Annotated in this window: 16 protein-coding genes; 4 read left to right on the top strand and 12 right to left on the bottom strand. The window is 72.3% G+C overall.

The genetic code is table 11. The features are described from left to right. Positions 1 to 888, bottom strand: coding sequence for a prenyltransferase (locus I5071_RS06265; RefSeq protein ID WP_236604474.1), 888 nt, complete (start codon positions 886 to 888; stop codon positions 1 to 3). 26 nt (positions 889 to 914) lie between these two features. On the opposite strand from I5071_RS06265, the gene gmk reads away from it, so the two are divergent. Next, a complete protein-coding gene (gene gmk / locus I5071_RS06270) occupies positions 915 to 1526 on the top strand; it encodes a guanylate kinase (protein WP_236604475.1) in 612 nt (203 codons plus the stop codon). Positions 1527 to 1529: 3 nt separating this feature from the next. On the opposite strand, the gene I5071_RS06275 is transcribed toward gmk, so the two are convergent. The 9 genes from I5071_RS06275 to mutL form a co-directional block, all read right to left on the bottom strand. Beyond that, positions 1530 to 2231, bottom strand: a complete 702-nt coding sequence (locus I5071_RS06275) for a glycosyltransferase family 2 protein (RefSeq protein WP_236604476.1) — start codon at positions 2229 to 2231, stop codon at positions 1530 to 1532. After that, positions 2228 to 2746, bottom strand: a complete 519-nt coding sequence (locus I5071_RS06280) for an acyltransferase (protein WP_236604477.1) — start codon at positions 2744 to 2746, stop codon at positions 2228 to 2230. The genes I5071_RS06275 and I5071_RS06280 overlap by 4 nt, the downstream gene beginning before the upstream one ends. Before the next feature lie 2 nt (positions 2747 to 2748). Further along, positions 2749 to 3723: a lysylphosphatidylglycerol synthase transmembrane domain-containing protein gene (locus I5071_RS06285; protein ID WP_236604478.1), complete on the bottom strand. Its 975-nt coding sequence runs from the start codon at positions 3721 to 3723 to the stop codon at positions 2749 to 2751. Positions 3724 to 3745: 22 nt separating this feature from the next. Beyond that, positions 3746 to 5728 (bottom strand): protein O-mannosyl-transferase family, encoded by a 1983-nt coding sequence (locus I5071_RS06290; protein WP_236604479.1) that lies wholly within the window; start codon positions 5726 to 5728, stop codon positions 3746 to 3748. Beyond that, on the bottom strand, positions 5725 to 7821 hold the full coding sequence (locus I5071_RS06295) for a serine/threonine-protein kinase (RefSeq protein WP_236604480.1): 2097 nt from the start codon (positions 7819 to 7821) through the stop codon (positions 5725 to 5727). The genes I5071_RS06290 and I5071_RS06295 overlap by 4 nt, the downstream gene beginning before the upstream one ends. Before the next feature lie 262 nt (positions 7822 to 8083). Continuing rightward, positions 8084 to 9655, bottom strand: coding sequence for a SulP family inorganic anion transporter (locus I5071_RS06300; RefSeq protein WP_236604481.1), 1572 nt, complete (start codon positions 9653 to 9655; stop codon positions 8084 to 8086). A 167-nt stretch (positions 9656 to 9822) separates the two neighbouring features. Beyond that, the gene (locus tag I5071_RS06305) at positions 9823 to 10473 is read right to left on the bottom strand and encodes an ACP phosphodiesterase (RefSeq protein WP_236604482.1); all 651 of its coding nucleotides are present in this window, start codon (positions 10471 to 10473) and stop codon (positions 9823 to 9825) included. Then, positions 10470 to 11411 (bottom strand): tRNA (adenosine(37)-N6)-dimethylallyltransferase MiaA, encoded by a 942-nt coding sequence (gene miaA, locus I5071_RS06310; protein WP_236604483.1) that lies wholly within the window; start codon positions 11409 to 11411, stop codon positions 10470 to 10472. Before miaA ends, I5071_RS06305 begins: the two co-directional genes overlap by 4 nt. Beyond that, positions 11398 to 13173, bottom strand: a complete 1776-nt coding sequence (gene mutL / locus I5071_RS06315) for a DNA mismatch repair endonuclease MutL (RefSeq protein WP_236604484.1) — start codon at positions 13171 to 13173, stop codon at positions 11398 to 11400. The genes miaA and mutL overlap by 14 nt, the downstream gene beginning before the upstream one ends. Positions 13174 to 13326: 153 nt before the next feature. On the opposite strand from mutL, the gene I5071_RS06320 reads away from it, so the two are divergent. After that, on the top strand, positions 13327 to 14988 hold the full coding sequence (locus tag I5071_RS06320) for a serine/threonine-protein kinase (RefSeq protein WP_236607625.1): 1662 nt from the start codon (positions 13327 to 13329) through the stop codon (positions 14986 to 14988). 1350 nt (positions 14989 to 16338) lie between these two features. On the opposite strand, the gene I5071_RS06325 is transcribed toward I5071_RS06320, so the two are convergent. Both I5071_RS06325 and I5071_RS06330 read right to left on the bottom strand, forming a co-directional pair. Next, positions 16339 to 17586, bottom strand: coding sequence for a sodium:proton antiporter (locus tag I5071_RS06325; protein ID WP_236604485.1), 1248 nt, complete (start codon positions 17584 to 17586; stop codon positions 16339 to 16341). An 11-nt stretch (positions 17587 to 17597) separates the two neighbouring features. Next, positions 17598 to 20783: a MopE-related protein gene (locus I5071_RS06330; protein WP_236604486.1), complete on the bottom strand. Its 3186-nt coding sequence runs from the start codon at positions 20781 to 20783 to the stop codon at positions 17598 to 17600. 71 nt (positions 20784 to 20854) lie between these two features. Between I5071_RS06330 and I5071_RS06335 the strand changes: the two genes are divergently transcribed. Continuing rightward, the gene (locus I5071_RS06335) at positions 20855 to 21049 is read left to right on the top strand and encodes a hypothetical protein (RefSeq protein ID WP_236604487.1); all 195 of its coding nucleotides are present in this window, start codon (positions 20855 to 20857) and stop codon (positions 21047 to 21049) included. Between the two features lie 2 nt (positions 21050 to 21051). Then, complete coding sequence (locus I5071_RS06340) at positions 21052 to 23532, top strand: endonuclease MutS2 (RefSeq protein WP_236604488.1); 2481 nt, start codon at positions 21052 to 21054, stop codon at positions 23530 to 23532. Positions 23533 to 23571: the final 39 nt, after the last annotated feature.

A 23571-nucleotide genomic window follows, 5' to 3' on the forward strand; every position in this document is an offset into this window, starting at 1 on the left:
TCATCCCGAGGCGAGCGCGATCGTCCACGCGACGAGCGCGCCGGTGCTCGCGCCCCCGACGGCGATCATGAACACGAGGAGCTCGCGTCGCCGCATGCCCTCGCGCGGCAGGAGCGGCAGCGACGCGCCGAGCACGCCGAGCGGGATCGCGGTCGCGAGCACACGCGCGAGGTGCGTGGGGAAGGGCAGCACGATCGCGCCGAGCAGGATCGCGAGCGCGACCAGCGCGACGAGGTCGCGCGCCGCGCGCGGCACGCCGCGACGCACCGCCCAGGTGTGCTTCGACGCCGCGCGATCCGCCGGCTCGTCGGGCAGCGCGGTGAGCACGTTCCCCGCGAGGCCGAGCACGATCGAGGGCACGAGCGCGAGCCACGGGATCGCGCGGATCGAGGGCTCCTGTGCGTGGAACCCGACGAGCGGCAGCACGAGCCCGACGCCGATCGCCTGGAGCCACTCGCCGCCGCCGCGATACGAGAGCGCGAGCGGCGGGTAGCTGTACATGATCATCAGCGCGATCGCGGCGCACGCGAGCACCGGCAGGAGCGGGCGCTCGAGCGCGAACGGGATCGTCCCTGCGACGAGCGCGATCGAGCTCGCGATCGCGAGGCCGAGGATCACGCGCGGCGCGAGGCGCCCCTCGGGCAGCACGCGCGAGCCTCCGGAGAACGCGTTGTAGGCGTCGTTGCGCGCGTCGGCCTCGCGGTCGGCGAAGTCGTTCGCGAACACGATGAACAGGTGATCGACGAGCCCGAAGATCTGCGCGAGCACCAGCGCGCGCCACGAGAACGCACCGGTCATCGCGTACGCGAGCGCCTGTCCGTAGAGGATCGGCGGCGCGACGTTGGCGTGCGCGAGCGGACGAGTCGCCTGGAGAAGAGCGCGCAGCACGGGGATCTCGTACCATGCGCCCTGCGATGGACGACCTGGTCCTGCTGATCCTCTGCTCCCCGTCAGGCGCCGGGAAGACCACGCTGACGCGCCACCTGCTCGACAACCTGAAGGACTTCACGTTCTCGGTCTCACACACGACGCGCAGGCCGCGTGCGGGTGAGCAGGACGGGCGCGAGTATCACTTCGTCGATCGCGTGCGCTTCCAGACGTTGATCGCGGAAGGCGAGTTCGCGGAGTGGGCCGAGGTCCACGGCAACCTCTACGGGACCAGCGTGCGCGAGATCGAGCGCGCGCGCGCCGAGGGCAAGCGCGGGATCGTGTTCGACGTCGACTACCAGGGTGCGCGGCAGATCAAGGCGAAGCTGCGCGACGCGGTCGGCGTGTTCGTGCTCCCGCCCTCGATGGACGAGCTGCGGCGCCGGCTCGAGGGCCGCGGCACCGAGGACGCCGCGGCGGTGGAGCGTCGCTTCGCGAACGCGTGGCACGAGATCGAGCACTACGGGTTCTTCGACTACCTCGTGGTGAACGACGATCTCGCGCGCGCGAAGGCGGCGGTGCTCGGCATCGCGCTCGCGGAGCGTCATCGCCGCTGGCGTCTCGCGCCGACGGCCGAGCTGCTGCTCAAGGCGCGCTGATCGCTAGAGCCCGCGGAAGCGGCGCACGCGCAGATCGACGAGGTCCCGCGCGACGCCGACGATGCGGTGCCACTGCGTGCTCTTGCTGTGCCCTGCGCGGCGCGGACGGCACGCGATGACGACGGTGTCGATGCGCAGGCCCGCGGAGAGCGCGCGGATCGGGAACTCGAAGTTCAGGAAGAACGTGTCGGGGCGCAGCTGCTCGGGGTCGAAGAGCCGACGCCGGAACAGATAGGGGCCGTCGCTCTTGAGCCACACGCCGTGCACGGCGGCGATCAGCGCGCGCACCCCGAACGAGAACACCTTGCGATCGAGCCCGTCGTCGCGGTGGTCGTAGACCGAGAGCACGACGTCCGCGTCGCTGCGCGCCTGCGCCTCGCGCAGCGTTTCGACCGCGTCGGGCGCGATCTGGCCGTCGGCGGGAAGGAACGTGACGAATTCGCCGCGCGCCGCGGCGACGCCGGTCTTCAGCGCGGCGCCGATGCCGTGGTTCGTGTCGTGACGGAGGACCGCGTGCGGCATCCCGACCAACGCCCGGCGCGCTGCGTCCGCGGTCCGATCGCGCGAGCCGTCGTCGACGAACACGATCTCCGCGCCCGGCTCGTGCTGCTCGAGCCACGCGCGCAGCTCGCCGAGCACGGGCCCGATGTTCTCCTCTTCGTCGAACGCGAAGACGATGATGCTGAGCGGGACTTCTTCGTTCATTCGGGGCGCTCTCGGAGAACGCGCGCGGGGTTGCCCGCGACGACGGAGTAGGGCGCGACGTCGCGCGTGACCACCGCGCCCGCGCCGACCTGCACACCGCGGCCGATGCGCACGCCGGGCAGGACGATCGCGCCGACGCCGACGTCGACGTCGTCCTCGATGACGACCGGCGCGAAGTCGATCGGCGCGTGGAGGATCGGGATCGCGCGACCGGCCTCGCGATGCGACGACGTGATCACATGCACGCCCGGCCCGATGCCGACGTTCGCGCCGATGGTGAGCCCGCCCGCGGCGTGGAGGAACACGCCCTGTCCGATCCACGTGCCGTCGCCGATGCGCAGCTCGTTCTTGTAGTAGCCCTTCAGCATCGCGAGGTGCCCGACGTAGACGTCGCGACCGAGGTGCACGCGCTCGGGATGGAAGATCAGGCAGCCCTCTTCGAGCACGCAGCCCTCGCCGCACGAGGCGAGATCCTCGATGCGGAAGCGACCGGTGCCGTGGCTGCGAGGGGGCATGCTCAGGTGCTGGGCGGCGTCGTCGCGCCGGGCGCGGGCTCGTCGCTCGGCGGGATGCGCAGGAGGCCCCCGAGCGCGCCGATCAGATAGTAGAGCGACGCGAGCATGAGCGACGCGGCGGTCGCGTCCTCGAACGACACGCCGACGTGCGAGTAGAGCTCCTGGAACGCCGCTTCGCGCGCGCCGGCGCCGCCCGCGGTGATCGGCAGGTACGAGGTCGACATCGCGAGCGGCACGATCGCGAACGACGTCACGAGCGGCAGCTCGGGGTGGAGCGCGGCGACGAACACGTGGCCGGTGAGCGCGACGAGCGACTGCGTGATCAGCGAGAGCCCCAGCGCGAACACGAAGGGCGCGGGCCGCGAGATCTCGGGCAGCCCCGCGAGGATGCGCGCGATCGGGCCGGGCGCGCGCCCCGCGAATTGTCGGCCGAGCGCGATCGCGATCACCGCGCCTGCGCCCGCGGCGATGCCGATCGCGCTCCACATCAGCACTCCGTCCACGCCCTGGATGGGATGGAGGATCGACGACGTGCCGACGATGAGGAGCAGGCCGACGAGGCCGAGCACGCGCTCGACGAACACCACCGCGACGCCGCTGGTCGCGCCCGCGGGACCGAACGCCGCGCGCGACGCGATGCCGCGCACCACGTCGCCCCCGACGCCTCCGGGGAGCCACACGTTGTAGAAGAAGCCGATCAGATAGAGCCGGTAGAGCAGCTTGAACGGCGGCAGCTTCGGCGCGCCGTAGGCCGAGAGCAGCGCGCGCCAGCGCAGCGTGCCCACGCCCATGTTGATCATCGTGACCGCGATCGCGAGCACGAAGGTGAGCCACGAGACGCGCAGGAACGCTGCGCCGAGCGCGTCGAGGCTCACGCGCGAGAGCACCCATGCGAACGCGAGCACCGTCACGACGACCCGCACGATCCGCCACGTCCACTGGCGCACCGTGCTCTTCGGCGGCGGGGTCTCGCTCATCGCGCGGGCCTTGTAGCACGGCTCATCGGAGGCGCGCTCCGAGCGCCTCGAGCTCGCGCTCGCGATCGGGATGGAGCGCGCGATACCGCGCGACCGCGGCGCGCGCCGGCTCGAGCAGGCCGTCCTCGAGCTGGATCCACGCGAGCTGCACGAGCGCGCGATCGTCGCCGCGCGCAGCCTGGGCCTCGAGGAGCTGCATCGCGCGGCCGGGCTCACCGAGCGCGACGAGGATCGTCGCGAGGGCGCGCACCACGTCCTCTTCGGTCGCGAAGATCGCGGTCGGATCGTCGACGAGCGGCGGAGGCGCTCGTCGCGGCGCGCCGGTGACGCCCTCGGCGATCGCGGTCTCCTCGGGCGCGAGCGGCGCCGACGCGCGTCGCAGCGCGGCGATCGCGAGCGGCGCGCGATCGCGCACCAGCCACCGGCTCGCGCGTGCGATCTCGAGGTCGCGCACCACGCCGTGCCCGAGGCCGCCGTACCACGCGGGCACGTCGCGCATCGCGCGCGCCGGTGCGCCCGCCGTGCGCTCCGCGAACGCGCGCCGGAGGTCGGCTGCGTCGGTCGCGAGCACGAGGTACGCGCCCACCACGCTCCCGCGGCCCGACACCGGCTCGTCGTGCTCCGACACGATCGCGACGTGACCGCGCGCGCGGTCGATCGCGCCACGCACCCAGGCCGCGTGACCGCTGCCCGCGCCGCGCGAGGGCGTCCCGTCGAAGCGGGGATGACCGGCGAACGATCGCCAATGCCACGACGACGTCGCGAGCCCTTCGATCATCACCGCGAGGTCGGGCCGGGCGCCCTCCACGTCGCGCGCCTGCATCCACGCGGCCGCGACGAAGTCGCTGCGCACCACGACGAGCGCCCGCGGCGGAGGCGCGTCGACGAGCGAGAACGCGAGCGTCTCGAGCTGCGTCTGCTCGGCGCGCAGCGCGCTCGCGACGTCGCTCGTCGCCAGCGGTGCGATCACCAGCGCGAGCGCGCCGAGCGAGATCACCGGACGAGGTGCGCGCGACGTCGCGAGCGCCGCCCCGCCGAGCGCGAGCATCAGCGTCATGGCGGGCGCGGCGTACGCGACGTTGTCGGGGTTCGCGCGCTCGTGGGGCTGCAGGCACGCCGCGACGACCGCGGCACACGCCGCGGCGCCGATCACGATGACGCTCTTCGAGCGCGCACGCGCGAGCAGCGCGATCGCGATCCCGATCCCCCCGCCGATCACCACGTATGCGATGGGCTCGACGATCACCGCGGCCCACGACCCGCTTCGCGCACCGAGGTTCGCGCCGTATGCGCGCCCCGAGAGGTACGCGACGATCCCGTCGAGCGTCGTCGGATCGCCCCACGTGCGCGCGCCCGCCATCGCGCGCACCGGCAGGTACGCGATCATGCCGAGCCCGATCACGCACGCGACCGCGGCCCATCCGATCCCGCGCCACGCATCGCGCCGCCATGCGATCAGCGTCACCGCACCGATCGCGATCAGCGCGAGCGCGTGCGGCGGATGCACCGCGACCGCGAGGCCCGCGATCAGCGCCGCCACGCGCAGCGCGCGACGATCCCCGCACGCCCACGCGATCAGCCTCCGCGCGCCCGCGAGCGTGAGCGCGAGCGCGAGGGTGTAGACCTCGGGCCGCGCGAGCTGGGGCGCGACCGCCGGCGCGATCAACACCGCGAGCGCCGTGAGCGCGGGCAGGACGCGACCCTCGCGCCCGTCTCGCGCCATCGCATCCGCGACGATCCCCGCTGCCTCGTGCGCGGCCCAGAGGCCCATCGCCGCGCTCAGCAGCGCGACGCGCCACGCGAGCGGTCCGAGCGGCACCAGCGTCGCCGCGTATCCGAGGAGCGCGTGCAGCGGCTGTCCCGGCGGATGCCCCGCGCCGAGCTGCGCTGCCGCCGCGACCAGCTCGCCCGCATCGAACACGTGCGGGCTCGCCGCCGCGCCCCACGTCAGCGCGATCGCGGCGACGACGAGCAGCGCTGCTTCGAGCCCGCGGGTCGCGCTCAAAACGTGATGCGCGTGCGCGTGGTCTGGCCCGGATGCACGTCGACCTGCAGCGTGCGGCTCTGGCCCGAGTCCGGATTCGTGCACACGACCGTGTGGCGTCCCGCGGGGACGCTGCGATTCACGATCGGCGTCTGACCCAGCGCGCGCCCGTCGAGCGTCACGTTGCACCACGGACGCGCGTCGATGGTCACGTGGCCGGGCCCGGCCGCCGCGGCCTCTCCGCTGCTGCCACCACCACCACCGCCGCCACCACCCGACGCGCGACGCTCGCGCTCGAGATCGATCCGCAGCTCGCTCTGCTCACCACCGGCGAGCGCGACCTCGCGCTCGTGGGTGCGGAACCCGTCGCGCGCGACGCGCAGTCGATAACGACGCGCCGGCACCCGCAGCACGTACGGGCTGCCGCTCGAGTGCCACTCGGTGTCGAGCTGCACCCGCGCCTCGGGCGGATCGGTCGTGATCGTCACGAGGTGCTCGGTCGGCGAGAGCGGCGTGCGCTCGAGCGAGAGCCGCACCTCCTGCACTCCGCCCGCGGCGACCATCAGCGGCACCGTCTGGGTCACCCATCCGTCGAGCGACACGACGATCGTGTGCTGCACGCCGGGCTCGATGCCCGACACCGTCGCGGGCGAGACGAGATCGGTCTCCGTCCCGTCGAGCAGGATGCGCGCGCCCGGCGGCGTCGTCTCGACGCGTGCCACGCCCATCGCGCTCGCGCTGGGACGCTCCAGGGTCGCCGCGATCTCTGCGCGCGTCGTGCCGTCGGTGAGCTCGACCTCCTGACGGAACGGCGCGAACCCGTCCGCGGTGATCGTCACCGTGTAGCGCCCGAGCGGCAGGTGCTCGATCGTCGCGGGCGTGCGCTCCTCGCGCCGCGATCCGTCGATCAGGATCGCCGCGCCCGGCGGCGTGCTCGAGAGCGCGAGCACGCCCGGACCGGTCGGTGCCGACGGTGCGGTCTGCGTCATCGCGAACCACACCGCGCCCACCGCCGCGAGCAGGCCCATCACCGCCATCACGATCCACGGCGCGCGGCTCGGCTGCTTGGTGCGAACGACCGAGCCCGTGCCCTCGTGCGAGTGGCGCGCCTCTTCTTCGGCTGCCGTCTGCGCCGCGATCACCTCGGCGAGCTGACGGCCCTCCTGCAGCATCTGTCGCTGCTGCTGCAGCTTCTCCCCGAAGAGCTGCTGCATCCACGCGGCGAGCGAGAGCGGCGAGACCTTGAGCTGGTTCTCGCGGATGTAGTCCTCGAGCTCCGCCTGCATGTCGCGCGCGCTCTGGTAGCGGCGCCCCGGGTCCTTCGCGAGCGAGCGGAGGATGATCTGCTCGAGCTTCGGGTGAAGGTTCGGATTGAGCGCGCGAGGGCGCGGGTACTCGCCCTCCACGATCATCTTCAGCGTGTCCATCTCGCTCGCACCGCGGAACAACCGCTTCCCGGTGCAGAGCTCGAACAGCATGATCCCGAGCGAGAAGATGTCGCTGCGCCCGTCGAGCGGGAGGCCCTGCGCTTGCTCCGGGCTCATGTAGGGCACCTTGCCCTTGAGCTGCCCCGAGCCCGTGTCCTCCATGTGGCTCCGGCCCGCCTTCGCGATGCCGAAGTCGACGAGCTTCACGTCGCCGGTGAACGTGACGAGGATGTTCTGCGGCGAGACGTCGCGATGGACGATGTTCATCGGCTCGCCGTCGAGGTCGCGCTTCTCGTGCGCGTAGGCGAGACCGGCGCAGCAACCGAGCACGATCGCGAGCGCGTGCTCGAGCGGGAAGGCCGTGACCGCGACCTTCTTCATCTGGCGCACGATCGAGCGCAGGTCCTCGCCGTGGATGTGCTCCATGGCGATGTAGAACTGCCCGTCGACCTCGCCGACGTCGTAGATGTGCGCGACGTTCGGGTGGTTGAGGGTCGCCGCGATGCGCGCCTCGGTCAGCAGGAGCTCGATGAACGAGCGATCCTGCGCGAGGTTCGGCAGCACGCGCTTGACGACGATCAGCTTCTCGAAGCCGGCGACGCTGCGCTGCAGAGCGAGGAAGAGCTCCGCCATGCCGCCGGTCGCGAGCTTGCGCATCAGCGTGTATTTGCCGAAGCGCCGCGGCATCCCGTCGATGTCGCTGGCGCTCCCGCCGCCTCTTGCGTCACCGCCTCCTGCCGCGGGCGGGACGGGAGGCGGGTTCGGGACGGACGCGCGCGCAGTGCTCACGACGAACCTCGGGGACGGCCCGCAGTATGGCACGTCGAATCGAGCACGTGTCAATCGTGCGAGCGTCCGCGCGAGGAAGATCTGTGAGGTCCCCCGCGCCCCGAAATCGGGCCGAAACCTCGGTCGCGCGCGTGTCCGGATCGGACAGCGCGGAGCGCGCTCAGTGACCCATCGCGGGGCCGGTCGGATGCGGCACCTGGATCAGCACGACATCCACGTTCTTCAGCTTCGCCTCGGTGCGGTAGTCGTGGATCGCGTCGATCACGTCGGGGTGGATGAAGCGGGAGCGCGTCCCGTCGATCTCCACCACCGAGCCCTTCGGGATCTCCTGCAGCGCCTTGATGACCGCGGCCTTGTTCAGGAACGTCACGTTCTCCGAGAGCTCGATCCGCACGTAGGGCAGGCCCGCGTCCGTGTGCTTCTCCTTCGAGATGTAGAACGGCATCTCGAAGTTGCGCTTGAGGATGAAGAAGATCGCGACCGCCATGCCGATCGCGACGCCCTTCAGCAGATCGGTCAGCAGGATCCCGAGGAACGTCGCGAGGAAGGGCAGGAACTCGCTCCACCCGCGCCGGAACATCTGCCGGAACAGGCTGATCGGCGAGAGCTTGTAGCCGACGTGCAGGAGCACCGCGGCGAGCGCCGCGAGCGGGATCAGGTTCAGCACCAGCGGGATCACCAGCACCGCGAGCAGGAGCAGCACGCCGTGCGAGAACGCGCTCGCCTTGGTGCGCGCGCCCGACTGCACGTTCGCCGAGCCGCGCACGATCACCGCGGTCATCGGCAGGCCGCCGATCATGCCCGCCGCGATGTTGCCGAGGCCCTGCGCGACCAGCTCGCGGTTCGTCGGCGTGGTGCGCTTGTAGGGATCGATCTTGTCGACCGCCTCGATGCTCAGCAGCGTCTCGATGCTCGCGACCACCGCGAGCGTCGCGGCCGTGGTCCAGACCGCGAAGTCGCCGATGCGCGAGAAGTCGGGGAAGCGCAGCGACTCGAGGAGCGCGCCGGGGCCTCCGGTCGGCAGCTGCACCGAGTGCTCCGGCGAGATGACGAGGTCCGGCGCGACGGCCGCGAACACGAAGTTCGCGAGCGCGCCGAGGGTCACCACGAGCAGCGGCGCGGGCAGCCACTTCGGCTTCTTGTCGACGGGGATGCGATCCCACCCGAAGAGGATCACCAGCCCGATCGCCGCGACGATCAGCGCGCCGAACCGCAGGTTCGTGAGCGCGTAGCCGATCTCCTCGATCGTGTTGCGCGAGTCCGACCCGATGAACGACTCGTCGCCCATGTAGTCGGTGTCGAGCCCGATCGCGTGGGGGAACTGCTTGAGGATCAGCAGCGCGCCGATCGCGGCGAGCAGCCCGCGGATCACGGTCGCCGGGAAGTACCAGCCGATGATGCCGGCGCGCAGCGCGCCGAGGCCGATTTGGAACGCGCCCGCGAGCACCACCGCGAGCAGGAACGTCTCGTAGCTCCCGAGCGACTCGATGCCGTGCATCACGATCACGGCGAGGCCGGCTGCGGGACCGCTCACCGCGAGCGGCGAGCCGCTCACGAGTGAGACCACGATGCCGCCCACGATGCCGGTGATCATCCCGGCGAGCAGGGGTGCGCCCGAAGCGAGCGCGATACCCAGGCAGAGCGGCAGCGCGACCAGGAACACGACGACCGACGCGGGCAGGTCGTGCTTCAGCTGCGACAGCGGCGTCGGCGGCTCCACGTGCGGGCCCACCGAGGGGCGCGCGGGGGCGCGGCTGCTGCGGGCCTGTGCGGACGAGGAGCTCGAGCTCTCGGCGGAAGTGGGAGGGGCGCTCATCGGCGTCGCGAACCTACTGGACGGCCGGCCTCCCTTCCAGACGATTTGGGGAGAAATTCCCCGAACAGGTGGTCCGATGTGCGCTATCTGACGAATTCCTCGCGGATCAGGCCCGCTCGTGTGGTGCGGACCAGCTCGGCGGCCGCGTCCTCGACGTCGCCCCGCAGCGCGTGCATCGCGGCGCGCAGCGTCGCGCGATGGGCCTCGTCGACCGCCAGGCGCGGCCGCCCCGCGAGGATCTGGATCAGCCGATCCGCGACCACCTCGGGCTCGCGATAGAAGTCCGGCGTGCCGTGGCCGCGCACCCGCTCGAGCACCGAGGGCCATCGCTCCGCGCCCGGTCCCGAGACCCGCATCGCGGCGAGGATCTCCGCGTCGTGCAGCGACGCCACCGCGTCGAGGTACGCGCGCCTCGTCGCGTCGTGATCGAGCAGCAGTCCGTCGAGCAGCATCTCGGTGCCGACGTGCGCGACCGCGCGTGCCGCGCCCCATCCGATCCCGCGCTGCTCGAGCTCCGCGCCCCAGGTCGCGCAGATGCGCACGAACGCCGGCGCCGAGTGGAACGCGTCGTCGGTGCGGTGGTGCAGCGCGACGCCCGCGGCGAGCTCGCGGTGGGTCGGCGTCTCGAGGCGCGCCCGCGACATCGACGCGAAGTCGGGCAGCATCGAGCCCAGCACGAACGTCGGCGCGTCTCCGTGATCCAGCGCGACGTGCGCGTGGCCGATGAAGTTCATCGCGCGTGCTCCGTGAAGAACGCGCGGATGCGCGCTTCGCCCTCGGGCGAGAGCAGCGTCTTCGCGTCGGTGCGCCACGCCACGTCGGGCTCGTTGCCGAGCCAGGTGCGCTGCCGCCGCGTGTAGACGCGCGTCGACTTCCGCACGTGCTGCACGGTCTCGTCCCACGGCACGCCGTGCACCAGGTGATCGCGCAGCTCGCGATATCCGACGCTGCCGAAGGGGCGCACGTCGGGCCCCCATCGCGCGAGCAGCGCGCGCGCCTCGTCGAGCCATCCTGCGGCGATCATCGTGTCGATCCTCGCGTCGATCCGGGCATAGAGCTCGTCGCGCGGGAGGTCGAGGGCGACGTGGAGATACGGATAGCGCGGCGCGCCGAGCGCGTGCTCCGCGCGCAGCTCGCCGAGCGGGCGTCCCGTCTGCTCGAAGACCTCGAGCGCGCGCACGATGCGCAGCTCGTCGTTCTCGTGGATCGCGGACGCGGCGCGGGGATCGATCTCCCTCAAGCGCGCGTGCAGCGCGGCGGTGCCGAGGGTGCGCGCTTCTTCTTCCAGGCGCGCGCGGATCACGGCATCGGGCGCGGGCAGATCGACGAGCCCGCGCAAGAGCGCGCGCTGCCAGAGCCCGGTGCCGCCCACGACGATCGCGATCTTTCCGCGTGCATCGAGCTCCGCGATCGCCGCGTCGGCGAGCGACGCGTAGCGCGCGGCGTCGATCTCCTCGTCGGGATCGATCACGTCGACGAGGTGGTGCGCGATGCCGCCGAGCTCCGCGGGCGTCGCCTTCGCCGAGCCGATGTCGAAGCCGCGAGAGACCTGCACGCTGTCGCAGCCGATCAGCTCGCCGCCGAGCCGACGCGCGAGCTCGATCGCCGCGCCGGTCTTGCCCGACGCCGTCGTGCCCGCGACCACGAGCACCGCGGGGCTAACGTCCGACACGACGCGCGAGCTCGAGGAACGAGATCTCGTAGGCCACCGGTCGACCGTGCGGGCAGTGCCGCGCGAAGTCGCCCACACGATCGAGCGCGCGCAGCAGCTCCTCGCACTCCCGCGGCGAGAGCGTGTCGCCGGCGCGGATCGCACCGTGGCAGGCCATCGTCGCGATCGCGGTGTCGATCGCATCGCCGAACGCGCGCTCGCCGCTCATCGCGAGCTGTGCGAGCACGTCGCGCACGAGGCGCTCGGGCGCGGCGCGCTTCACCAGCGCGGGCACCGCGTGCACCGCGAGCGTGGTGTCGCCGATGCGCGCGACCTCGAGCCCCAGCGCCAGCAACGTCTCGGCGCGCTCCTCGACCAGCGTCGCCTCCGAGGGCGCGACCTCGACGCGCTCGGGGATCAGCAGGCGCTGCATCGCGATCTCGCGCGACTCGTGCTGCGCGCGCAGCCGATCGAAGCGCACCCGCTCGTCGGCCGCGTGCTGATCGAGCACGTAGAGCCCGTCGTGCGCCTCGCACACGACGTAGGTGCGCGCGACCTGACCCACGACCCGCAGCGCGCCGAAGAACCCCGGCTTCGGCAGCAGCGAGGGACCTTCGGAGGCGCGCGACGTGAGCGCGCCGAGCGCGGAGTAGGGCAGCGGCGTGCTCGGTGGCGGCGGCGGTGCCGGCGCTTCGGGCGCCGCGAGGCCCCAGGGATCGCTCTCCGCCGCGCTCTCCTCCTTCGGCCCCACCCCGAGGCGCTGCGCCCAGAAGTCCGCGCCGCGCGACGAGGGCCCGCGGAAGGGCGACGTCCCGAGCCCCTGCGCGAGCACCCGCGTGATCGCATCGAGCACCGCGCGCGCATCGTCGAAGCGCACCTCGGCCTTCTGCGGGTGCACGTTCACGTCGACCCGCTCGGGCGCGATCCGCACGTACACCACGCCCACCGGATAGCGCCCCGCGGGCAGCACGCTCCCGTAGGCGAACGCCACCGCGCGAGCGAGCGCGCGATCGCGCACCGGCCGGCCGTTCACGTAGAGGTGCAGCTGCGCCGCGCCGTTCCGCGCGCGCTCCGGTGCCGAGAGGAACGCCTCGATCTCGATCGCGTCGCGCACGCCCTCGATGCGCGCCAGCGACTCCTCGGGGAAGAGCAGCGACGCGCGCTTGCCGAGCTCGCTCGTCGGCAAGAGCTCGAGCGCCACCCGCCCATCGCGCACCAGCGTCAATCGCAGCGACGCATCGGCGAGCGCCGCGCGCACCAGCGCCTCGCGCACGTGCGCGCTCTCGGTGCCCACTGCCTTCAAGAACTTCCTTCGCGCGGGCACGTTGAAGAAGAGATCGCGCACCGTGACCGTGGTGCCCGGCGCGCATCCGATCTCGCGCACCTCGGGCTCGGTGCCGCCCTCGATCCGCACCTCGGTGCCCGCCACCGCGTCGCGGGTGCGCGACGTCAGCGAGAAGCGCGACACCGACGCGATCGACGGCAGCGCCTCGCCGCGGAACCCCAGCGTCGCGATGCGCTCGAGGTCCTCGCGCGCCGCGATCTTGCTCGTCGCGTGACGGCGCACCGCGAGCCGCGCGTCGTCCTCGCGCATCCCGTGCCCGTCGTCGCTCACGCGCACCAGCGCGATGCCGCCGCCCTCGATCTCGACCTTGATCGTGCGCGCGCCCGCGTCGATCGCGTTCTCGACCAGCTCCTTCACCACGCTCGCCGGACGCTCGACCACCTCACCGGCCGCGATCTGATCGGCGAGGTCGTCGGGCAGGATGCGCACCGGTCGCATGGCGGGCGACTCTACCAGCCCCGTGGATCCGCGCCCAAAGAGCTGGAAATCACACGCGCTTTCACACGATCGCCCCGCGCGCGTCGATTGACCCGCCGCGCGGAACGGGTGTAGCGTCGCCTCGCTCACCCGAGGGATCCGCTCGTGGCCGTGATGAAGATCTGCCCCGCCTGCAAGACCGAGTTCCAGGGGGGCGAGGTCTTCTGCCCGAACGACGGCGCGAGGCTCCAGACCCCGTCGCAGCTCGCCGCGCCGCCGCTCGACGCGAACGACGTGCTGGTCGGACAGATCCTCGACGACCGCTACCGCATCCTCCGCCGCATCGGCGAGGGCGGTATGGGCATCGTCTACGAGGCCGAGCACGTCGTCATCGAGAAGCGCGTGGCGCTCAAGGTGCTGCGCGACGACTTCAGCTCGCGCTCCGAGGTGGTGCAGCGCTTCCGCCAGGAGGCCAAGAGCGCCTCGAAGATCGGCAACGCGCACATCGTCGACATCTCGGACTTCGGCGAGACGCCCGCGGGCGCGATCTACTTCGTGATGGAGCTGCTCGAGGGCGAAGACCTCGCGAACGTGCTCCAGCGTGACTCGACCATCCCGCTGCATCGCGCGGTCGACATCCTCTCGCAGTGCTGCGTCGCGCTCGGCGCCGCGCACGCGAAGGGCATCGTCCACCGCGACATGAAGCCCGAGAACATCTTCCTGGTCACCCGCGACGGCCGCCCCGACTTCGTGAAGATCGTCGACTTCGGCATCGCGAAGATGAGCGACATCGAGACCCAGGGCGCGCCGGGTCGGAAGCTCACGAAGACCGGCATGATCTTCGGCACGCCCGAGTACATGTCGCCCGAGCAGGCCGCGGGGAAAGAGCTCGATCACCGCGTCGACGTCTATGCGCTCGGCGTGATCTTCTTCGAGATGCTGACGGGACGCGTGCCCTTCGTGGGCGACACGTTCATGGGCATCCTGACGCAGCACATGTTCGAGGAGCCGCCGCGCCTGACCGCGGTGAACCCGAACGTGAGCGTCGACGCGTCGGTCGAGGGCTTCATCGATCGCGCGCTCGCGAAGGATCCCGGGCATCGCTTCCAGGGCTGCGAGGAGATGCGCGACGCGCTCTCTCGCGCGCTGGGCGGCGAGGACGTGCGAGGCGGCACGTTCGTCGGCTACGGCGAGCCGGTGAAGTACAAGCCGAAGGGCGCGCGCGCGGTGTCGCCCCAGGCGGTCACGCAGGAGTTCGTCGCGCCGGGCGGCGGTGCAAAGCGCAGCGGTCTCGGGCTCGCGATCGGGATCGGCGCAGGCATCGGGATCGCGGCGGTCGCGGGCGTCGGGCTGTGGCTGGTGGGCGGAGGGGGCGCGGAGGCGGTCACGCCGCCGGTCGCCGAGCCGCCCCACGAGGAGCCCGTGGTCGCGCCGAGCGCGGTCGACTCGGGCAGCGCCGAGGTCGCGACCGACGCGGGGAGCACCGAGGTCGCGGTCGCGCCGAGCGAGCCCGACGCCGGCCCCGCGACGATCGCGGTGCGGGTGGTGACGCGGCCCGAGGGCGCGCGGGTGTGGGTCGTGGGTCGCGGCGACGTCTGTCAGGAGACGCCGTGCTCGTTCGAGACGGCGCCCGGCGAGACGATCACGGTGCGCGCGCGGCAGGGACGCACCGAGGGCGAGATCGAGATCACGCCCGAGGCCGCGACGGAGATCACGATCCCGCTGCGCGCGCCGCGCGGCGGTGGTGGTGGGCGGACGAAGCAGGACGACAGCGGCGGTGGTGGTGGCGGGCATGGGGATCTGAAGATCCCCGACGTGTTCCGCCGGCCGCGCTGAGCGGCGCCTCTCGGATCGTCGACGTGCACGTGCACGTGCAGGTGCAGGTGCACGGTCTCGTGCATGCGGCGCTTCGTCGTGCGCACGGCTGCGATCACGACGGAGCTCGACCTCGATCGAGTCGCGCGACGATCGCGAGCCCATCGGTGCTCGAGGTCGACCTGGTCGGTGCACTGGACCGAGCTGGTCGGTGCTGGACCGAGCTGGTCGGTGCACTGGATCGATCCGGTCGGTGCCCTGGATCGATGTGGTCGTGCACCGGACCGACCTGGTCGGTGCACGGGATCGATCTGGTCGGTGCACTGGGCCGGACCCCTCGCGCGACCACCGACGACGTCACCGTCGTTGGGATCGGATCCCATCGGTGCACCACCGAGCATCCCCAGCCTGGTGGGATCGAATCCCATCGGTGCACCACCGAGCATCCCTAGCCTGGTGGGATCGGATCCCATCGGATCACCACCGAGGACCCCATCGGATCACCACCGAGGACCCCACCGGATCACCACCGCGAATCCCAAGAACGGTGACGTCCCGCGAGATGGGCGGAATTGGCTTGGAAAGTGACGATTTCGGCGAGCTCGTCGACGACGAAATGGTCGAAGATCGATCGAGATCGGGTGATCGTGAGCGCGTTCTGCGTCGAGATCGCGATCGATCACGTGGGATTCGAGCTGCGAGCGGGAGGATTTCAACCACAGAGAGCCGCCGAGGGCCGCAGAGAAGAGCAGAATTCTCCGATCTCTGCGGCTCTCCGTGGCCCTCTGCGGTGAATTCCGATCGAGCCCGTGGTGATCTCGAGCGCGCTCGTTGTCTTGCGATGGCGAATCGCGAGAACGATCACGTCGTACGCCGTCGCGATCGCTGCCGCGCTCGCGCCGTCGATCGCGCATCACGTCCGTACGCCGTCGCGATCGCTGTCGCGCTCGCGCCGTCGCTCGCGCATCACGTCCATCCGCCGTCGCGATCGCTGCCGCGCTCGTGCCGTCGATCGCGCCTATCGACGTCACGTCCGCGTCGTGCTCATCGCGCTTCGATTCCCGCGCGAAGCGCGCACACGCGCGCAGCGCGGTGCTACGCGCGAGCGTCCGGGCCGCGGCGAAGCGCGGACCGGTCGCGAGCCATCTCACCCCCACCCAGCGAGGCGGCAGAACCGCGGTACCGGGCGCGAGGGGGTGGGTCCGGCGGCCGACGCGACGGGGGCTCGCAGAGGCCGACCACAGACTGAACGAAGCATCGCGGCAGAGCGCAACGCGCGCGCCGCGATGCGACCACCGCTTCCCGACGCTCGCGGCCTCTCGTACGGCAGCCCGCGAGCACACCGGCCGCCGGACCCACCCCTCGCGCCTCTCACCGAAGCGCCAGCCAGGCTCCGATCAGCACGTACACAGGCGTCAACACCGCGATCGCTTGCAGCGCATAGCCGAAGAAGAGCGGCATCCGATAGCCCGACTCCTCGGCGATCGCCTTCACCATGAAGTTCGGGCCGTTCCCGATGTACGTGTTGGCGCCCATGAACACCGCGCCCAGCGAGATCGCGGTGAGGAACGTCGCGGGCACGCCCACGACGTCGGCGGGGAGCTGCAGCGCCTGCGCCGCGCTGAGGAACGTCAGGTACGTCGGCGCGTTGTCGAGCACCGACGAGAGCGCGCCCGTCACGAGGAAGAACTGCCACGGCTGCGCGAGGCCGAGCTCGTCGCCGCGCGCCTCGAGCAGCGCGAGCGCGGGCACCATCGTCACGAAGATCCCCGCGAACAGGATCGCGACCTCGACGATCGGCGCCCACGTGAAGCCGTTCGCGTCGCGGGCCTCGCGCGGCGCGGCGCGCAGGCTCAGCAGCGCCATCCCGACCATCACGAGCTCGCGCCACGGCGAGGGCAGGAACACCGCGGCGATCACGCCCGCGAGGTAGACGACGTTGATCGCGCCCCGCACCCGCACCGGCACCGCCTCGGCGCGATCGCGCGCGAGCGTCTCGCGCGTCTCGAGCGCGTGGGCGCGGCGATCGACGACCCAGAAGAGCGCGACGAGATAGCCGACCGCGAGCAGCCAGTACGGCGCGAGCCCGAGCGTCCAGGTGAAGGGCACGCCGCGCAGGTAGCCGAGGAAGAGCGGGGGATCGCCGAGCGGCGTGAGCAGACCGCCGCAGTTCGACACGATCAGGATGAAGAAGAACGGGATGTGCGCGTTGTTCTTCCGCTGCTTGTTGGTGCGGAGCAGCGTGCGGATGAGCAGCATGCTCGCGCCGGTCGTGCCGACGAAGTTCGCGAGCACCGCGCCGAGCGCGAGCAGGCTCGCGTTGCGACCCGGCGTGCCCTCGAGGTCGCCGCTCACGTGGATGCCGCCCGCGATCACGTAGAGCGAGCCGAGCAGCACGAGGAACGAGACGTACTCGAGCATGCTGTGCGCGAGCGCGCTCGAGTCGACGAAGAGGAGCCAGAGGGCGATCGGCAGCGACACCGCCGCCGTGTAGAGCGCGCGGTTGCGGTTCGACTCCCACCAGTGCGAGAGCGCGAGCGGCATCACCGCGATCCCGCCGAGCATCAGCGCGAACGGGATCACGGACCAGAGCGGGGTCGAGGCGCCGAGACCGTGCATCGGAGTGGCTCTCAGAGCGTGCAGACGCCGAGCGAGCACGTCCCCGCCACGCACGGCGGGCCGTCGCCGCAGCGGCAGGTGCCGGCGACGCACGAGTCGGCGCTCGCCGGGTCGCACGGGGTGTTGCACGCGCCGCAGTGCTCGATCGACGACGAGGTGTCGGTCTCGCAGCCCGCGGCCGTCGTGCAGTCTCCGAAGCCGCTGGTGCAGCTGCACGCGCGCGCGCTGCAGGTCGCGTTCGGACCGCAGTCGTTGTTGCACGCGCCGCAGTGCGCGGCGGTGGTGCGGAGATCGGTCTCGCAGCCCGGCGCCGCGGTGCAGTCGCCGAAGTTGCCGCCACACGTGCACGCGGTGCCGACGCAGTTGGAGCCCGGTCCGCACGCGTTGCCGCACGCGCCGCAGTGCGCGTCGGTCGAGCGCAGATCGGTCTCGCATCCCGCGGCCGCGGTGCAGTCGCCGAAGTTGACGGCGCAGCCGCACGCGCTGCCGGAGCACGTCGCGTTCGGTCCGCAGTCGTTGTTGCACGCGCCGCAGTGCGCAGTGGTGGTGCGGAGATCGCTCTCGCATCCCGCGGCGCCGGTGCAGTTGCCGAAGCTCGGCGCGCACATGCACCCGCTGCCGACGCAGCTCGCGTTGGGACCGCAGTTGTTGCCGCACGCGCCGCAGTGCGCGGCGGTGGTGCGGAGATCGGTCTCGCATCCCGCGGTCGCGGTGCAGTCGCCGAAGCTCGGGGCGCACATGCAACCGCCGCCCGCGCACGTCGCGTTGGGGCCGCAGTCGTTGCCGCAGCGCCCGCAGTGCGCGGCGGTGGTGCGGAGATCGGTCTCGCATCCCGCGCCGCCGCTGCAGTCGCCGAAGTTGGCGAGGCACACGCAGCTCCGGCCCGTGCAGGTCTGGTTCGCGCTGCACGCGACGCCGCACGCGCCGCAGTTCGACACCGAGGTGCGCAGATCGGTCTCGCACCCGAGCGTGGCCGCGCTGCAGTCGCCGAAGTTGGTGTCGCACGAGCACCCGCCGCCGGTGCAGGTCGCGTTCGCGCCGCAGCGGATGTTGCACCCGCCGCAGTGCTCCTCGTCGCTGCGGGTGTCGATCTCGCAGCCGTTGCCGTCGACGCCGTCGCAGTTCGCGCGGCCCGCGGTGCAGCTGCCGGTCTGGCAGGCGCTGTCGACGCACACCGCGTTGGCGCCGGCGCGGGTGCAGACGTTGCGGCAGACGCCGCAGTGGTTGGAGTCGGTGCGGGTGTCGGTCTCGCAGCCGGTCGCGGGGTTGGTGTCGCAGTCGGCGAAGCCGGGGTCGCAGGTGCAGCGACCGGCGACGCACGTCGAGCTCACGCCGCAGACGTTGCCGCAGACGCCGCAGTTGTTCTCGTCGGTCTGGGTGTCGACGCAGCCCGCGCCGCAGCACGTCGCGCCCGCGTCGCACGGGCTGCCCAGCGTGCCGCAGGAGCACGATCCATCGACGCAGCGATCCGACGCGTCGTCGCACGCGAGGCCGCAGAAGCCGCAGTTCGCGACGTCGGTCTGGAGATCGCGGCAGCCCGCGCCGCTGCAGCACGTGGTGCCGCTGGTGCACGCGCCGAGCGCGCCGCCCTGCGAGCTGCAGTCGCACACGCCGCCGATGCACACGTCGGCGACGACGTTGCCGCCCGCGACGTTGCAGGCGACGCGGCAGCCGCCGCAGTGGAAGACGCTGGTGAGGAAGTCGGTGACGCACGCGCCCGTGCCGGCGCACGCAGCGCCGAGGCGCGCGTCGCCGAGCACGCAGCCGCTCGGGCCGTAGGGCAGGCCCGCGACCGGCGTGCCGAGGACCTCGTTGGTCGTGCCGTCGCAGTCGTCGTCGAGCGTGTTGCACGCCTCGGGCTGACCGGGGGCCTGCGCCGGGTCCTCGGGGCCGCAGTCGGCGGGCGGGACGTACTGATCGGCGTCGGTGTCGGCGCCCGCGCAGTCGACGTCGGCGATGCAGCTCTGCGCGATGCCGTCGCCGCAGCGCTCGGGCGCGCCGGGGTAGACGCTCGCGCTGGTGTCGTCGCAGTCGGCGCCGCCCGCGGCGAGCGACGCGAAGCCGTCGCGATCGGCGTCGCCCGCGGGGCACGCGGAGTCGACGCCGTTCTGGTCCTCGTCGAGGCCGTTGCCGCAGAAGTCGATCGCGCCGGGGTGGATGCCGGCGTCGCAGTCGTCGCAGTCGCAGTCGTTGCGCGCGCAGCCGGCGCCGGGGGCGACGTCGGTGCACGCCGGCGTGCCGTCGCGATCGAGATCGTCGTCGGTGCAGTCGGGCGCGTCGTCGACGAAGCCGTTGCAGTCCTCGTCGCGCGCGACGGCGTCGGGATCGTCGCGCGGCGTGCACACCTCGGTCGCGCCGGGGAAGACCTCGGGATCGGTGTCGTCGCAGTCGGGCGAGCCGCCGGTCTCGCGATCGGCCTCGAAGCCGTCGCCGTCCTGATCGCAGATGCCGTCGCGGCCGTCGCAGTCCTGATCGACTCCGTCGCGACAGAGCTCGGTCGCGCCGGGGTTGATCTCGGGGACGCCGTCCTCGCAGTCGCAGGTGCCGGGCGCGTCGGCTGCGCTGCACGAGCGCCAGTCGTCGCCGTCGCGATCCTCGCACTCGGCGTCGCGACCGTCGCAGTCCTGGTCGACGTCGTCGCGGCAGAGCTCGGGCGCGCCGGGGTGGATCGTGGCGTCGGCGTCGTTGCAGTCGGCGCCTTCGGTGCTGTCGCACGCGAAGTCGCAGGACGTGGTGCGCCCTTCTTCGCCGGGGTCGCGGCACGCGGCGCCGGGATCGACGGGGAACGCGTCGCCGTCGGCGTCGAGGTCCTCGCCGATCGGGCCGACGAGGAGCACGGTGTCGCGCACCACGCCGCCCGCGTCGTAGCAGCGCGTCGCGACGAAGCGCTGCGTCGCGTCGCGCCCCGTCGCGACGACGTGCACCAGCACGCGCATCGGTCCGGGCAGGGGCACGGCGACGCGCACCGGCTCGCCGGTCGCGATGTCCTCGGCGGTGCGGCGCACCGGGCGCGGGCTGGTGCGCGTGGGCGGGCGCTCTCCCGAGAGATCGATGACGGTGACCTGCAGCGTCTCGACGTCGCCTTGCGAGCGGGCTTCGATCAGGACCGCGTGCTCGGGCTGGGCGCAGCCCGGGAGGGATGCGGCGGTGCAGACGAGGAACGAAGCGAAGAGCGCGCGCGCGCGACCTGGCGACACATCCGCATCGTATCAGAACGGGCTCTCGCGCACGGTGGCCGCAGCTCTCCGCCCATGACAGATTCGCGGCGGTGACGTTCGGTTACGTCGGATACGTCTGGGCGATCCTGGGCTGTGCGTCGGTCGTGCTGTTCCTCTCTGCGATCGGCGCCGGGCTCTATGTGATCGGCAAGCGCGCGGAGCGCCGCGGTCCTCGCACCGTGGTGCAGTCGCTCTCCGGACGCGACGATTCCTCCTCTACTTCTCCCTCGAACGTCACGCGGTGACCATGGAAGCGATCGAGACGCACTCGACGCGATCGAGTGCGGAGGCCGGTGATCTCGGCCTCGCGAAGACGTTGCGCGACCTGCAGTGGTCGCGCGTGGTGGACGCGGTCGCGCAGCGATGCGCGGGGCCGCTCGGCGGGCGCTTGCGCTCGCTCGCGCTCGCGCCCGATCTCGCGACGGCGCGGGTGTCGATGGACGAGACGCGCGAGGCGCTCGCGCTGCGCAACGACGGTGAGCCGCTGCCGCTGAGCGGGATCCGCGAGGTGCGGCCGAGCCTCGATCGGGTGGCGCGCGCGGGCTCGCTCGAGGGGATCGCGCTGCGCGACGTGCGGGTGACGCTCGGCGCGGCGCGCACGCTGCGGCTCTTCCTGGCGCGGCGTCGGGATCGGGCGCCGGCGCTGGTCGCGGCGTGCCCGATCGATCCGACGCTCGACTCGCTCGAGGAGGAGATCGGCGCGGCGATCGAGGCCGACGGGACGGTGAGCGATCACGCGTCGCCCGAGCTGCGGCGGCTGCGTCAGGAGGTCGCGAACCTCCGCGCGAAGATCATCGCGCGCCTCGAGCAGATGCTGATCGAGCACGGCGACGTCGTGCAGGATCGCTTCCACACGATCCGCGACGGCCGCTACGTGCTGCCGATGCGCACCGACGCGCACGACAAGATCCCCGGCATCGTGCACGGCACGAGCGGCAGCGGCGCGACGGTGTTCATCGAGCCGCGCGCGCTGATCGAGCAGCAGAACCGGCTGACGCTCGCGCTGGGCGAGATGGAGGCCGAGGAGGCGCGCATCCTCGCGCAGCTGAGCGAGCTGGTGCGGGAGCGCCTGCCCGAGCTGCGCGCCGCGGTCGACGCGCTCGATCGCGCGGATCTGCGGAGCGCGTCGGCGCGGCTCGCCGAGGACCTGAAGGCGCGGGTGCCGGACCTGGTGCCCGAGGCGCGCATCGACGTGAAGGACGCGCGGCATCCGCTCTTGATCCTCGAGGGGATCGACGTGGTGCCGAACGATCTCGCGCTCTCCGCGGGACACGCGCTGGTGCTCTCGGGGCCCAACGCGGGCGGCAAGACGGTCGCGCTCAAGCTGATGGGCGTGTTCGCGCTGATGGTGCGCGCGGGATTGCCGGTGCCGGCGCAGGAGGGCGCGGTCGTTGGGTTCTTCGATCCGGTGCTCAGCGACGTCGGCGACGAGCAGTCGATCGAGAAGAACCTCAGCACGTTCTCGGCGCACGTGCGGCGCCTCGCGACGATCCTCGACGAGGCGGGCCCGCACGCGCTGGTGCTGCTCGACGAGGTCGCGACCGGCACCGATCCCGGCGAGGGCGCGGCGCTCGCGTGCGCGGTGGTGGACTCGCTGTGCCGGCGCGGTGCGGCGCTCGCGGTGACGACGCACTACGAGCCGCTCAAGGCGATGGCGCTCAACGATCCGCGGCTGCGCAATGCGTCGGTGGGCTTCGACGTGGCGCGCATGGCGCCGACGTTCCACGTGCGCATGGACGTGCCGGGCGCGTCGAGCGCGCTCGCGGTGGCGCAGCGCTTCGGGCTCGATCGGGTGGTGATCGAGCGCGCGAAGGAGATGCTGCCCGAGCAGGCGCGCACGTTCGACGCGCTGGTGCGGCGCCTCGAGCAGCAGCACGACGAGGTGACGAAGGAGCGCGAGGCGCTGGCGCTCGAGCGTCGCGCGCTCGACGGCGAGCGGGCGCGCGTGCAGGACGAGCTGCGCAAGCTGAAGGAGCGCGAGGAGCGGAAGCTGACCGACGAGGGCCAGCGGCTGCTCAAGATGATCCGCGAGACGCGCGACGAGGTTCGCTCCGCGCGCACCGCGATGCGCAAGAAGGAAGGCGATCAGGCGCTCGTCGAGGAGGCGCGCAAGGCGGTGGAGCGCGCGGCGTTGCGCACGCGCGAGGGCGACCTCGCGGGCGTGATCGCTCCGGAGGCGGGGCCCGAGGAGCGCGGCGCGCCGGCGAGCGCGGGCGCGCTCGGGCCGGGCGTGCGGGTCTGGGTGCCGCGGCTCCGCGCGGAGCTCGAGATCGTCGAGGGACCGACCCGCGGTCGGGTGCGTGTCGCGTCGGGCGCGGTGAAGCTCTGGGCGAACGTCGACGAGGTGCGCGTGCTCGGCGCCGATGGTGGCGGCGAGGGCGCATCGACGAAGGGCGAGCCCGCGAAGAGCGAGAAGAAGCGCGAGACGCCCGCCCCCGCGCACGCACCGCCGCCGGCGGCCGAGCCGATCGCGGTGCGGACCGACTCGAACACGCTCGATCTGCGTGGGCTGCGCGTCGACGAGGCGCTGGGCCTCGCGGAGTCGTTCCTCGATCGCCTGTACGGAAGCGGCGAGAAGATCGGCTTCCTCGTGCACGGCGTCGGCACCGGCGCGCTGCGCGATGCGGTGCGCGACTACCTGCGTGGTGCGACGCGCTACGTGAAGCGATGGCGCCCCGGGGGGAGCGACGAGGGCGGCGATCGCGTCACGGTCGTGCAGATCGCGTGATCCGACGCGTGGCCCGGGTCGCCGGGCCACGTTCTCGGA

It is taken from the genome of Sandaracinus amylolyticus (assembly GCF_021631985.1).
Lineage (GTDB): Bacteria > Myxococcota_A > Polyangia > Polyangiales > Sandaracinaceae > Sandaracinus > Sandaracinus amylolyticus_A.

Excerpts from the sequence above, each read along its gene's own strand:
- gmk (WP_236604475.1), top strand. The coding sequence starts at position 915 with ATGGACGACCTGGTCCTGCTGATCCTCTGCTCCCCGTCAGGCGCCGGG.
- I5071_RS06275 (WP_236604476.1), bottom strand. The coding sequence starts at position 2,231 with ATGAACGAAGAAGTCCCGCTCAGCATCATCGTCTTCGCGTTCGACGAA.
- I5071_RS06280 (WP_236604477.1), bottom strand. The coding sequence starts at position 2,746 with ATGCCCCCTCGCAGCCACGGCACCGGTCGCTTCCGCATCGAGGATCTC.
- I5071_RS06285 (WP_236604478.1), bottom strand. The coding sequence starts at position 3,723 with ATGAGCGAGACCCCGCCGCCGAAGAGCACGGTGCGCCAGTGGACGTGG.
- I5071_RS06295 (WP_236604480.1), bottom strand. The coding sequence starts at position 7,821 with ATGCCGCGGCGCTTCGGCAAATACACGCTGATGCGCAAGCTCGCGACC.
- I5071_RS06305 (WP_236604482.1), bottom strand. The coding sequence starts at position 10,473 with ATGAACTTCATCGGCCACGCGCACGTCGCGCTGGATCACGGAGACGCG.
- mutL (WP_236604484.1), bottom strand. The coding sequence starts at position 13,173 with ATGCGACCGGTGCGCATCCTGCCCGACGACCTCGCCGATCAGATCGCG.
- I5071_RS06320 (WP_236607625.1), top strand. The coding sequence starts at position 13,327 with ATGAAGATCTGCCCCGCCTGCAAGACCGAGTTCCAGGGGGGCGAGGTC.
- I5071_RS06325 (WP_236604485.1), bottom strand. The coding sequence starts at position 17,586 with ATGCACGGTCTCGGCGCCTCGACCCCGCTCTGGTCCGTGATCCCGTTC.
- I5071_RS06340 (WP_236604488.1), top strand. The coding sequence starts at position 21,052 with ATGGAAGCGATCGAGACGCACTCGACGCGATCGAGTGCGGAGGCCGGT.